This window comes from Kitasatospora sp. NPDC101235 (assembly GCF_044767505.1).
Lineage (GTDB): Bacteria > Actinomycetota > Actinomycetes > Streptomycetales > Streptomycetaceae > Kitasatospora.
In genome coordinates this window covers 18,674-31,357 of sequence record NZ_JBIWNZ010000002.1, presented here as the reverse complement: position 1 = coordinate 31,357, position 12,684 = coordinate 18,674, and the positions used below count along the sequence as shown (strand labels likewise).

Below are 12,684 nucleotides of genomic sequence, written 5' to 3'. Positions count from 1 at the left end.
GCACTTCCCGTGCCACCGGGTGACCGTTCCGGGAGTGATTTCTTCACTCGCCCTACACGCGACCGCCGCTCACCCGTTGAACCCGCGAACGGCCGCCGACGTTCCCCGCGCGCTCCGTTTTCCGCCCGCGCCACACCCCGGCGCACGCAGGTCCTCCTCACAAACGATGCCGAATCGCTATCACTCCGGCTCTTGCTCGGCACTGGACACTGGGAAGGTGTCAGCCATGCACCTGACCAACAGCACGACCCGCCTCGCTGCGCGTAACCGGAGTCTCCTTCGGGACGCCGCGCTCGCGCTGGGCTGTGCCGCGCTGTTCGGCCTCCTGGCGGCTCTGGTCACCGGCCAGTGGCGCCCGCTGGTCCGCTTCGACCAGGAGTGGATCGGCGAACTGCACACCTATGCCCGGGAGCACCGGATCTGGACCGCCTCGGTGCAGACGCTCTCCGACATCGGCGGCACCGTCACGATGCGTACGCTGCTCGGGATCGCGGCCGGGTGGCTCTGGTTGATCGGCGCCCGCGTGCTGGCCGGCTGGGTGGCCGCCCAGGCCCTGATCGGCTGGGGCGCCCAGTGGGCGCTGAAACTGGCCTTCGACCGCAGCCGCCCCTCCTTCACCGATCCGGTCTCGCACGCCGGCGGCCCGGCCTTCCCCTCCGGGCACGCCATGACCTCGGCGATCACCTGCGCCGTCCTGGTCGGCCTGCTCTGGTACCGGGTCCACCGGCGCGGCCGGACCGCCGCCTGCGTGGTGGCGGCGGCAACGGTGCTGACCATCGGCTGGACCCGGGTCGCGCTCGGGGTGCACTGGCCCAGCGACGTGCTGGCCGGCTGGCTGGCCGCCGGAATCGTGCTCGGTGCCGTGACCGCGGTGATCCAGGTCTGGCGCCCCGGCGCGCTGGCCCGGGACGTACGGCGGGTCAACTGGCGCACCAGGCCCCGGGTGCAGCGGGTCGTCGTGTCCGCCGAGCGGTCCACGCACACCGCCTCCCCGCTGGACGAGGACGGGCCGGACGGCGCGCGGACGGAGGAGGCCGCGGGCGGCCCCGTCGACCATCCCGACGAGACCGTCCGCTGAGAGTCCGTCACCCCAGCGACCGCTGCGGGCCGCCCCGCCGGCGTGGCGGCCATGTCCGACACCCGTCACCTGGTTCCCGGCCCGCGCGCTCGACAACACCCTCCACACGGTGCTCGCCAACCACACCGGCCACACCGGCGGCCGGCACGCCTGCGGCGGCAGCGCGGTCTGGGGCCCGGACGGCCGACTGATCGCCGAGGCGAGCGAGGACCGGCGCGAACTCGTCGTCGTCGACCTCGACCTGGCCGTCCTGCGCACCACCCGCGAGACCGAGCCCCTCCTCGCCGACCTCGCCCTCGCCACCGGCCGGCCGCCCGCGCCCCGGGCCCGGCTCACCCTGGCCTGAGCCCCTGGCTGCCGGCTCCCGACGCACCGGCCGCGATTGCGGTCAGGCAGCCCGCATCGCGGCCACCGCGCTCATCCGCCCGACCCGGCGGGCCGGCAGCACCGCAGCAGCCAGGCCGACCAGGACAGTCAGACCCAGGGCGGCCAGCACCGGCAGGACCGGCGGAGTGCCGACCGTGCCCACCGTCGAGGTGACCGAGCGGGCGGCCGCCCAGCCGTAGGCGGCGCCCAGGCCGGTCCCGACCAGCGCGCCGGCCAGGGAGAGCAGCAGCGCCTCCAGGGTGAGCATCCGGCGCAGCTGCTCGCGCGACATCCCGATCGCGCGCAGCATGCCGATCTCGCGGGAGCGTTCGCTGATGCTGAGCATCAGGGTGGCTGCGACGCCGAGGCCGGCGATGGCGACGGAGAAGGACAGCAGAGCCATGCTGACGGTCTTCAGCCGGTCCAGCAGGGAGCGCAGGGTGTCCGCCTGGGCGGCCGTGTCGGCGACGGTCACCTGCGGGTGGTCGGCGAGGGCCCGGTCCAGGGCGCGACGGGCGGTCGGCCGGTCGTCGCCCGCGGCCGGGCTGATCCAGGCCGTGGTGACGGGCGCACCGGGGGCGAGGCGGTCCAGGGTCGCGGGCGTCACCAGCACGGTGGCGCCGCTCTGCAGGGTGAACGGCAGGCTGCTGCGGCCGGGTTGGAGCCGCAGCTCGACGCCGCCGGCCCGCCGCACCCCGGTCTCGCCGAGCATGCTCAGTGCGGCACCCTCGGTGAGCGCGCGGGCCCGGTCCACGTCGTCCGCCGAGGAGTTGAGCCGGGTGGGGTCCACGGCGGCGACCACCGTGGGCCGGCCGTCGAGGTCGACGGTGGCCGAGCGGACCGGGGTGACGGTCAGCCCGTGCTCGGCGCCGAGCGCACCCAGCGCACCGGTGGGCAGGGCGCCGCCGCCGGTGACGGTCGCCGAGAAGACCCCCGGCTGGCGCGCGGAGACCACGGGCACCAGCGACTGTGAGGTGATGTCCAGCGCGGTGACCGCGCCGACCATCACGGTCACGCCGAGCAACAGCGCCGAGCCGGTGGCCCCGGTGCGGCCCGGGTTGAGCCGCAGCTGCTGGGTGGCGAGCCGCCCGGCCGTACCGCCGAGCTTGCGGGCGGGCCGGCCCAGCACGGCGACGACCGCGGGCAGCACCCGGTGGGAGAGCCGCAGCACCCCGAAGAAGTTGGCGATGGCACCGACGGTGACGGCGAGCAGCGACAGCGGCGGCGGGGTCAGCGCACCGGCCACCAGCAGCGCCGTGCCCGCGAGCAGCAGCCCGCCGGTCCACACCGCGGCCCGCACCCTGGCCGCCCCGCCGGCCGGCGCGGGGGTGCCGCCGAGCGCGGCGATCGGCGGCACGGCCGCGGCGGCCTTGGCCGGGCCGCGGACGGCCAGCAGGGTCAGCAGCACGCCGAACAGCCCGGCCAGCAGGCAGGTCAGCGGGGACGGCATCAGCGACAGGTGCACCGGCCCGAGGTCGAGCCCGCCGACCACGGCGGTGCCGAGCGCGCCGAGGGCGACGCCCAGCAGCACGCCCGCCGCCGAGGCGCCCACCCCGAGCAGCAGCCCCTGGCGGCGGATCAGTTGGCGCAGCTGCTGCCGGTCGGCGCCCACGCAGCGCAGCAGGGCGAGCTGGCGGGTCCGCTGGGCGAGCACCACGGTGAAGGTGTTGCCGACCACCATCCGCGCCACCGCGAGCGCGATCAGGACGAAGGAGAGTGCGGCGATCAGCACCACGCCGTACATGGTGCCGCTCTGCCGGGTCACCTCGGTGACGGAGGCCTCGCGGGTGTGCACCTCGGTGTCGGTGCCGAGGGCGGCGCGCAGGTCCTCGACGGTCCGGGTCCGGGAGGCGTCGGGGGCGACCCTGACGTCGAGCCGGTCGGTGGTGACGCCGGTCGCGTAGCCGGCGACCGCACTCGCCGGGACGCCGATGATCGGGACTCCGGCGAGGCTCGGTGCGCCCCGCTCGTCCAGGGTGCCCACCAGCCGGGCGGTGGCGGCGGTGCCGTCGGCCCGGGTCAGGTGCACCTCGGCGCCCACGGTGGCGTCCAGCCGGTGCGCGGTCCCGGTGTCGAGCAGCACCTCGCCGGGGCCGGCGGGCCAGCGGCCGTCCTTGAGCAGCTGCCAGCGCAGCGCCGGGTCCTCGGCGACGGCGCTGACCGCGGCGGTCCGGTCGAGCGGACGCCCGTCGGCGGTCAGCACGCCGCCCTTGCCGGTCAGCCGTGGAGCCACCGCGGCCACCCCGGCGGTCTGCCGCACCCGCTCCGCGGCAGCCGCGTCCAGCCCGCCGGCCGCGGCCTTCCTGGTCACCTGGATGTCGCCGGGGCCGACCTCGGCGGCCGCGGTCTGGCTGTAGGAGTCCACCAGCGCCCCGCTGCCGCTGACGGAGGCGATCAGGAAGGCCACCCCCAGCGCGATGGCGGCGCCGCTCAGGAGCAGTTGGCGCAGCTGGCCGCGCAGCTCGGCCACGGTGTATCGGTACGTCGTCATGGTTCCCCGGCTCGTCCCGCCCTGACCGGGAACGGTGCTCCGGCAGGGGTCTCATCGAGCCTAGGAGCGGAGTGACCACGCCCCGTCAGCACGAGGTCTGTTTCATGATCACTCCGCAGGTGGACGGCCGCCCTCCGCCTCCTCCTCCCGGAGAGGTACGCCGCCCCTGACCCCGGTCCCACGGGAGGGCAGCGGGCGGCCCCGGGAATGCCGCAGGCCCTCCGGCCCGAGTGGGCGGAGGGCCTGCGACCTGCGTGTTCGTCGTGCCCCAGACAGGAATCGAACCTGCGACACCGGCTTTAGGAGAGCCGTGCTCTATCCCCTGAGCTACTGAGGCGCGGCCCGGGTGCTACCAGGCCGTTCACAGCGTACCGGATCAGGGGTGGGGCTCGGGGGCGCGTCCTGTGGATCCTGCCGGATCAAGGGCGCCGATGTCGCGGGCACGGCTGGGTCCGCGGGGCGCGTCTCACGGCGACGGAGGGGCCGTGGGCGGCCGACTGGGCATCAGGCGGGTCCAGTAGCCTGCCGGGCAGGGTGGGATTCGTCCCGGCACGTCGCGCTGAGGAGGCGAAGGACCTGATGAGACCTGCTGTGCACCCGGTGGGCCGGCTGTTGGGGCAGGTGTGGGTGTGGCCCGCGGTGGCCATGCTGGCGGTGGGTGGATACCGGCTGGGGACTCCGGACCTGTGGCGGGACGAGATCGCGACCTGGACGGTCGCCACCCGCTCGCTGGGCGACCTGCTGCGGCTGCTCCAGCACATCGACGCCAGCAACGGCGCGTACTACCTGCTGATGCACGGCTGGACGGCGGTGTTCGGCGACTCGACGGTCTCCCTGCGCATACCCTCCGTGCTGGCGATGGCCGGGGCGGCGGCGCTCGTGGCGCTCACCGCCGAGCGGCTGTTCGGCAGCCGGGTGGCGGCGGTCGCCGCCGGCCTGCTGCTCGCGGTGCCCCCGGAGATCTCCCGGTACGCCCAGGAGGCGCGCTCCTACGCGCTGGTGACCTGCGCGATCGCGGCGGCCTCGTACTTCCTGCTGAGGGCGCTGGAGCGGCCGACCTGGCGGCGCTGGGCGCCGTACTGCGTGGCCATGGCACTGGCCGGCGCCGGGCACCTGATCTCCTTCAGCACGGTCGCCGGGCAGGTGGGGCTCCTGGCGCTGCACCTGTGGCGCACCCGTGCGGAGACGGACCGGCGGCTGCTGTGGCAGTACCCGCTGGCGGTCGTGGTGGCGGCGCTGCCGGTGCTGCCGGTGGTGCTGCTGGGCAGCCGGCAGTCGGATCGGCAGCTGGGCTGGATCGCAGTCCCCTCCACGCGCGGCCTCGCCTCCTTCGGCGAGCACCTGTTCGGCTCGGACCTCGTGTTCTACGCCTTCGTCCCGCTGGTGCTGTCGGCACTGGCGCTGCCCGGCCGGCGGATCCAGGCCTGGCAGGTGCTGCTGCTCGCGGAGCTGCCGGTGGTGAGCGTCTGGCTGGTGTCCCGTCTGAGCGACACCTCGTACTTCCTCGACCGGTACCTGCTGTTCACGGTGCCCGCCTGGGCGGTGCTGGCCGGCGGCGGCGCCGGGGCGGTGTACGGCACGGTGACGGCCCTGGCCCGACGGCGCGGCCGGGCGCCCCGGGGGACCGTCGCGGTGGCCGGGCTGCTGACGGTCGGGCTGCTCGCGGTACCGGCCGTGGCGACGCTGCCGGAGCAGCCCGCGCTGCGGTACGTGGGTTCGCACAACGGCTCGGAGGAGCCGTTCAAGGCGGCGGCCCGGGAGATCTCGGCCGGCTACCGCTCCGGGGACGGGATGGCGGCCCCGCTGGGCGACCAGTCCTGGGCGATGGCCTGGCCGGGCGTCAGCTACTACCTGCCCTCGGACGTGCGCCCCCGTCCGGTCTTCGTCGCGCAGAGCGCCGACGACGCCGAGGAGCTCTCGCCGACGCCCTGCCCGCGGCCGGAGGACTGCCTGGGCGGGGTGTCCCGGATCTGGCTGGTGGTCCTCGGCGACACCGAGGACCCGCTGGGCTCGATGCCGACGGACCAGGCGCAGGTGCTCCGCAGCCAGTACGGCGAACCGGACCGGGTGACGCCGCTCGGCGGGCTCACGCTCGCGCTGCTCGACCCGAACGCCTAGGGCCGGGGGACACGGACCCGGCCGGGGGAAGACGGACATGCCGGAAAGAAGAAGGGGAGCCGGTGCGGACCGGCTCCCCTTCTTCCTGCGTTCGACGCCTCGGCGTGCTCAGCGGCTCAGCGGCTCAGCGGCTCAGCGGCTCACAGCGTGCGCAGCAGCCGGGACTGGATGGACGGCGGGTTCAGGTCCGACTGGAGGGCGACCGGGACCTCCACCTTGTCCTCACCCGTGCCCACCCGCAGCACGCCGACCTCCTTGCCGGCCTGCTCCGTGTGGCCGATCTTCGACGTGTCCAGGGTGACCGTGCCGGAGATGCCGGGGAAGCCCGCCACCACCAGGTCCTTGGTCGCGACGACCGTGACCTTGCCGCCGAGCCCGTCGTCCACCGAGCCGACGACGTCGCCCTTCTTCACCACGGTCTGGCTGGTCAGGCCGTTCTGCGCGGCCTGGATCTGCTTGCCGCTGACCTTCAGCACGGTCGGCAGGATGCCGTCGCCGGGGTTGGACGAGGTGGGCGGCTGGCCCAGGGTGACGCCGAGGATCAGCCGCCGCACGCCGCCGATCTCCTTGTACGCGGCCCACATCAGGCAGCCGCCGGCCGGGGTGCTGGAGCCGGTCTTGACGCCGATGACGCCGGTCTTCGGGTTGATCAGGTTGTTGGTGTTGAGGATCTTCGCGTTGTTGAAGTTGGTCTCCGGGGTGGAGACGATCTGCCGGAAGATCTCGTCCTGCATGACCTGCTCGGCCAGCTTCAGCTGGTCCTTGGCGGTGGACTTGGTGTCCGGGTTGTAGCCCGCCGGGTCGGCGTAGATGGTGTTGGCCATGCCGAACTTGGCCGCGGTGTCGTTCATCGCCTTGACGAATTCGGCCTCGGAGCCGGAGTGGAAGCGGGCGAGCAGCCGGGCCACGTTGTTGGCCGACGGCAGCATCAGCAGTTCCAGCGCCTGGTACTCGGTGAGCACCTGGCCCTCGGTGAGCGTCACCTTGGACTCGTCGACGTTGCCGGACTCCTGCGCGGCCTGCTTGTCGACGGTGATCTTCGGGCCGCTCTCCCCCTTCTTCAGCGGGTACTTCTGGAGGATCAGGTAGGCGTTCATCACCTTGGTGACGCTGGCGATCGAGGCCGGCGTCTCCGGGCCCGAACTGCCCAGGCTGCCGACGCCGACCACTTCGGCGGCGGACTGGCCCTTGGCCGGCCAGGCGAGGTCGAGCGCGTCACCGGAGAAGCTGTAGCCGCTCGCGGCGGTCGTCCTCAGCTTGGGGTCCGGCAGCGGGCGCAGCAGCTGGGCCACCACGAGCACGCCGAGCACCACGGCGAGGAAGACCGTCCAGATGGTCACCCGCTTGAGGGCGCGCCGCAGCGGCGAGACCGGGCGGGCGTTGAGGGAGGCCAGGACCTCCATCGCCTCGGCGGTGTTCTCCGGCGACGGCAGCGGCTCCGGCGCGGGCAGCGGCGGCACCGGCGGCACCGGCTGCGGGTCGGGCTCCGGCAGCGGCTTCGGGGGCGGCACGGGGGCGGGCACCGGAGTCGGCTTCGGCAGCGGCGCCGGACCGGGGGTCGGCTCGGGCTCGGGGACGGGCCTGGGCTCCGGACGCGGCTCGGGCTTCGGCTCCGGCACGGTGCCAGCCGGGGGAACGGTGCCGGCCACGGGGGCGCGCAGCGACGCGGGCTTCTCCAGCCTCTCGGCCTGACCCGACTGCTGACCAGGCTGCCCGGTCTTGGTCAGCGCGAGGGTCACGTCGCCGTTGGCGGGAGCGTCCTCGGCGCCGGTGTCCCCGGCGTCGCCGTTGGCCTCCGGGTCGTCCCCGGTCCCGGCGTCTTCGGCCTTCCCGGCCTTCCCGGCCTTCCCGGCCTTCCCGGCCTCGGCCTTCTCGACCTTCTCGGCCTGCTCCGTCCCATCGGCCTCGTCGGCCTGGTCGGCCTCATCAGCCGCTGCGTCGGTCGCCTTCCCGGCCGGTGCGGCCGCCGACTCGGAGCCGCCCTCGGAGCCGGTCTCCCCGGCCGGTCCGGCGGCCTTCTCCCCCGCCTTCTCCCCGGCCTTCGCCGCCACCGCGACGCCCGTCCGCATGGCGAGACGCGGGTCGGCGGCGACCGGACGCCCGGCGGGCCCGGCCACCTCTGCGGTTTCCGGCGAGGACTCCTTCTTCTCGCCCTCACCTCCGGAACTCCCGGTGTCGGCAGCCTTCACCAGCTCCTCGGGCAGCCGCAGCGCGGTGGTCTTGTTGTCCACCGGCAGCCGCAGCATCGTCGTCCTGCTGTCCACATCCCGGACGCGGAGCTGCACGGTCGAGCCGCCCTTGGGCGCTGCCGCCGGAGCGTCGGCGGACGCCTCCGGGGCCGCCTCGCCGGAGGGCTCCTCGGGGCTGCCCGAGGAGGTGTCGGACGAGGTGTCAGGCGAGGTGCCGGAGGAGGCCTCGGCGGTCGCCTCGGCGACGGCTGACGCCCCGTCGGCCGTCGGCCCGGAGCCGCCCTCGGCCGGCTCGGCACCGCCGGCCGCCGGACCGGTCCGTTCGCGTTCGCGGTCCCGCTGCCGCCCCTCGCCGTCCCTCAGCACCCTGTCGGGGGACTCGCCCACGTATCCCAGCCTCCTCAACGCCCGGCGGGGCACCGGCGAACCCGATTTCGGGAAGCCGACGCCCCGCCCCGTGTACCTGTACAGTCTCCGCCACCGGCGGCCGTTCCGACCGCGCACACCCCGCCCGACCGGCGCTTATTGTCGTCGCCCGGCCACACCGCGGTCTGTTCACCGGTCAGACGCAAGGCCTGCCGCCACCGGTTCCGTGCCTTCACCGCAAGGTCACGATTCGGAGGCGTACTCGACAAGCCCGTGTGAGAGGCGTCACCCTGTCTCTCATCCACGCGGGGAGGCTTGGATGGGCAAGAGCCGCAGAACTGTTCCCGAGGAACTCTTGCTGCTCGCTTTGGACCCGACCACGGGTACCACGGCGCAGCCGCAGACCCTCGACCTCGGACTCGCCGGGGCGCAGCTCGTCGAGCTGTCCCTGGCCGGACGGATCGTACCGGAGGGAGACCGGATCGCCGTCGTGCTCGCACGGCCGACCGGCGACCCGACCCTTGACCACGCACTGGAACTGCTGCGCCGTCGCGGCAGTCCGGTCCGCGCGGCGCACTGGATCGGCGGGCCCCGGCTGGGGCTGCGGCAGACCTATCTGGCGCACCTGGAGCGCTGCGGCATGGTCACGGCCGTGCCGGGCCAGATGTGCGGGGTGCTGCCGACGACCCGGTACCAGGCGTCCGACGACTGCACCAACGCCGCGATCAAGCAACGGCTGGACACCGCGATCCGCACCGGTGTTCCACCGGACCCGCGGACGGCCGCGCTGGCGGCGCTCGCCCACTCGGTCGGGCTGGGCAAGCACCTGTACCCGGGCAACGAGGGCCGCTCCTCGCGGTCGCGGCTGCGCGACCTGATCCGGTACGACCCGCTGGGCGGGATGGTCGCGCACGCCGTGATGGACGTGCAGAACGGCCTGCCGGCGCAGCAGAACCGTTCTTCCCAGGGTTCCGGGGCCGCTGCCGGCCGTCCCGGCGCCCGTACGGCGGGCCGGGGTTCGGGCGGACGGGTCCCCGCCTCCCGGGTCGGCGTCCGCTGACCGGGGAGGCCAGGACGGCCGGGGAAGCCCGGAGGACCGCCGGGGCCTGAACGGTCCGCACGGCCGGGCGGGCAGCCACCACGGCGCCCGACGCCACCGGCCGCGCCACCGACGGCGCACGCCGCCCCGCTCACGCTGCCCGACGGCGCCGAGCGACCCGACGCACGGCCGGTGCCACCGGCACCAGGAAGCACGACGAGCACCGGATGCGCCGGACGCACCATCAGCAGCACCGGCACCACCAGCAGTACCGAGGGGCGGTCGCCCCGCGACGCGAGTCGCCCGGCGACCGCCCCTCTGCCGTCCCCGGACACCCGGCAGCGGCCCGCCCCGCAGGTGCCGGGGGCACGTGCGGGCCGGTCCGGGGACGGCCGCCGCAGCACCTGTCCGAGTCGCCGAGCCGCATTACCACCTGGGGGCTTTCGCTGTCTCGCGGAAGTGCTTTTCCGATGATCTGTTCTACCGCGCTGCTGTGATTCCCCGGCGCCGACCTGGCCCAAGGTGACATGCTGCTCCAAGTCAGGGGGGTTGGTCCCAATGTCCGAAGTGTTCCGAGGACTGCCGTTCCAACGAGCACCAGAGGTCCGGCCGGAGGTCGAAGTGTCCGCCAACGTCAATCCCACCGTGCGCCGCCGGCGCCTCGGTTCGGAGCTGCGCAAGCTCCGCGAGGGCCTGGGTATGACGGCCGAGGAGGTCGCCGGCCGGCTGATGGTCTCCCAGTCGAAGATCAGCCGGCTGGAGAACGGCCGCCGCAGCATCAGCCAGCGCGACGTACGCGACCTCTGCGACGTGTACAACGTGCCCGACGACAAGTTGCGCGCCAGCCTGATGGAGATGGCCAAGGAGTCGCGCCAGCGCGGCTGGTGGCACGACTTCAACGACATGCCGACCCCGTACAGCGTCTACATCGGGCTGGAGGCCGAGGCCTCCTCGATCCGCGCGTACGAGTCCTCCTTCGTCCCCGGCCTGCTGCAGACCGAGCACTACGCCCAGGCCGTGGTCGAGGGCACCCAGCCGGACACCGACGCGGTCGCCGTGCAGCGCCGGGTCCAGGTCCGGATGAAGCGCCAGGAGCGTGTCCACGGCGAGAACCGGCTGGGCAGCCTGTGGACCGTCATAGACGAGGCGGTGCTGCGCCGCGAGGTCGGCAGCAAGGCGGTGATGGCCCAGCAGCTGCAGCAGATGATGGAGCTCAGCCAGCGCCCGAACATCACCATCCAGGTGATCCCGTTCTCGCACGGCGCCCATCCCGGCATGACCGGGACATTCTCGCTGCTGGAGTTCCCCGAGTCAGCCGATTCCACGGTTGTCTACTTCGAAGGTGTGACGAGCGATCTGTACCTGGAGAAGGAGGCGGACGTGCGCCGCTATACCGGTCTGTACGACTACCTGAGAGCGGCCGCACTCGGTGTCGCGGAGAGCCGGTCGCTGATAGCCGACATCGAGAAGGAATTCCACGAATGATCACCCCGTCCGAGTACGGAACCCGTTGGCGCAAGAGCAGTCACAGCGGGGGCCAAGGCGCCTGCGTGGAGATCGCCGTCCCAGGCGCGGGGGAGGTGGCCGTCCGGGACTCCAAGGACCCCCGGGGCCCGCAACTGCGCTTCTCGGCCGAGGCCTGGAACGCCTTCGCCTCGGCGGCGGCGGGCGGCGCCTTCGGCGAGCTCCCCGGCTGACCCACCCCACGCGGTTCCGCACTCGGACCAGTTGCCCGTAGCGGTGCCGTCGCCCGTCGGCGGCGGTCGGCGCTACGGGCAACTTCCGTGTCAGGCCCCCGGTCTCAGCTCACCACCGGGTAGCGGGCGGTCCAGTTGGCGCCCTCCGGGGTCTGCCGGTCGTGCAGTTCGGCACCGTGCACCAGCTCCAGCACGAAGTCGTCGGCGAGTTCGAGGATCGCCCCGCGCCCTTCGAGCCCGGCCAGCAGGCCCGGCGGCAGCGCGGTGTCCCCGTGCAGGGCCCCGAGCAGGTTGCCGCAGATCGCGCCGGTGGAGTCGCTGTCACCGGAGTGGTTGACCGCGAGCAGCAGGCCCGAGCGCACGTCGTGCGCGACCAGGGCGCTGTAGACCGCGATCGCCAGCGCCTCCTCGGCCACCCAGCCCTCCCCCAGCGCCTCGACCCGGTCTGCGGACGGCTCGCCGGCCCGCACCGCGTCCAGGGCCGCCCGCAGCGCGGCGGTGGTCTCCTCGTGCGCCTGCCGTTCGGAGAGCAGGGCGAGCGCGAGGTGGACGCCCTCCTCCAGGGTGCCGCCGCGGGCGACGGACTGGACGATCACCGCGAGCGCGCCCGCCGCGAGGTAGCCGGTGGGGTGGCCGTGGGTGAGCACCGAGCACTCCACCGCGAGCTGGAACACCAGGCCCGGCTCCCAGGTGGTGAGCAGCCCGAAGGGCGCTGCCCGCACCACGGTGCCGCAGCCCTTGGAGTGCGGGTTCTTGGGGGCCTCCAGGGTGCCGAGCCGCCCGGCGTCGGCCCCGCTGAGGCCGGACAGGCAGCCCTGGCCGGGGGCGCGCTGGGCGTACAGCCACTCCTCGCGGCCGAGCCAGCCGAGGTCGGGGCGGCGCTCGTCCGGGCCCCAGTCGCGCTGGGTGGCGGCCCAGCGCAGGTAGGCCAGGTGCAGGTCGGTGGGCGGGTGCCAGCTACCGCTGTCGCGCCGGATGTGCGCGCGGATCAGCCCGTCGACGGTGAAGAGGCTGAGCTGGGTGTCGTCGGTGACGGCGCCGGTGCGCCCGTAGGCGGGGACGTAGCCGGTGACGCCCTGCGGGCCGTGCTGGGCCCGGATCTTCTCCAGCGACTCGAACTCGACGCCGGCACCGAGCGCGTCGCCGATGGCACCGCCGAGCAGACAGCCCCGCACCCGGCTGCGGTAGTCCTGCTGCTGGGCGCGTGACCACAGTGGCATCACGACGGGGCGCCTTTCCTCGGGTGTGGGGGTCCGCGCGACGCTCGGCCGGGCGCGCGCCCTCGCACTGTATTCGAAGAGCCGATCGAATCGACGTCGTCCCTCCGACTTCGGTGCCCC

Annotated in this window: 9 protein-coding genes and 1 tRNA gene; 6 read left to right on the top strand and 4 right to left on the bottom strand. The window is 74.1% G+C overall.

Translation table 11 applies throughout. The annotated features are described in order from the left end of the window. The first annotated feature begins 226 nt into the window (after positions 1 to 226). Positions 227 to 1,078 (top strand): phosphatase PAP2 family protein, encoded by an 852-nt coding sequence (locus ACIRRH_RS03635; protein WP_403061207.1) that lies wholly within the window; start codon positions 227 to 229, stop codon positions 1,076 to 1,078. Further along, positions 1,056 to 1,424, top strand: coding sequence for a nitrilase-related carbon-nitrogen hydrolase (locus ACIRRH_RS03630; protein WP_403062390.1), 369 nt, complete (start codon positions 1,056 to 1,058; stop codon positions 1,422 to 1,424). Before ACIRRH_RS03635 ends, ACIRRH_RS03630 begins: the two co-directional genes overlap by 23 nt. Positions 1,425 to 1,466: 42 nt before the next feature. On the opposite strand, the gene ACIRRH_RS03625 is transcribed toward ACIRRH_RS03630, so the two are convergent. Both ACIRRH_RS03625 and ACIRRH_RS03620 read right to left on the bottom strand, forming a co-directional pair. After that, positions 1,467 to 3,935, bottom strand: coding sequence for an FtsX-like permease family protein (locus ACIRRH_RS03625; protein ID WP_403061205.1), 2,469 nt, complete (start codon positions 3,933 to 3,935; stop codon positions 1,467 to 1,469). Between the two features lie 264 nt (positions 3,936 to 4,199). Beyond that, a tRNA-Arg gene (locus tag ACIRRH_RS03620) sits at positions 4,200 to 4,272 on the bottom strand. Positions 4,273 to 4,514: 242 nt separating this feature from the next. Between ACIRRH_RS03620 and ACIRRH_RS03615 the strand changes: the two genes are divergently transcribed. Beyond that, complete coding sequence (locus tag ACIRRH_RS03615; protein ID WP_403061202.1) at positions 4,515 to 6,053, top strand: glycosyltransferase family 39 protein; 1,539 nt, start codon at positions 4,515 to 4,517, stop codon at positions 6,051 to 6,053. Positions 6,054 to 6,193: 140 nt separating this feature from the next. On the opposite strand, the gene ACIRRH_RS03610 is transcribed toward ACIRRH_RS03615, so the two are convergent. Then, positions 6,194 to 8,629, bottom strand: a complete 2,436-nt coding sequence (locus tag ACIRRH_RS03610; protein ID WP_403061199.1) for a hypothetical protein — start codon at positions 8,627 to 8,629, stop codon at positions 6,194 to 6,196. A gap of 298 nt (positions 8,630 to 8,927) precedes the next feature. Here ACIRRH_RS03610 and ACIRRH_RS03605 point away from each other — a divergent pair, with 298 nt between their 5' ends. The 3 genes from ACIRRH_RS03605 (at position 8,928) to ACIRRH_RS03595 (ending at position 11,344) form a co-directional block, all read left to right on the top strand. Then, the gene (locus ACIRRH_RS03605) at positions 8,928 to 9,668 is read left to right on the top strand and encodes a GPP34 family phosphoprotein (protein WP_403061197.1); all 741 of its coding nucleotides are present in this window, start codon (positions 8,928 to 8,930) and stop codon (positions 9,666 to 9,668) included. Positions 9,669 to 10,268: 600 nt separating this feature from the next. Next, entirely contained in the window at positions 10,269 to 11,132 is an 864-nt protein-coding gene (locus tag ACIRRH_RS03600) for a helix-turn-helix transcriptional regulator (RefSeq protein ID WP_403061194.1), read from the top strand. After that, positions 11,129 to 11,344, top strand: coding sequence for a DUF397 domain-containing protein (locus ACIRRH_RS03595; protein WP_403061191.1), 216 nt, complete (start codon positions 11,129 to 11,131; stop codon positions 11,342 to 11,344). The genes ACIRRH_RS03600 and ACIRRH_RS03595 overlap by 4 nt, the downstream gene beginning before the upstream one ends. 104 nt (positions 11,345 to 11,448) lie before the next feature. Here the strand turns inward: ACIRRH_RS03595 and ACIRRH_RS03590 are convergent, their stop codons facing one another. Then, complete coding sequence (locus ACIRRH_RS03590) at positions 11,449 to 12,564, bottom strand: ADP-ribosylglycohydrolase family protein (protein WP_403061188.1); 1,116 nt, start codon at positions 12,562 to 12,564, stop codon at positions 11,449 to 11,451. Between the last annotated feature and the right edge of the window lie 120 nt (positions 12,565 to 12,684).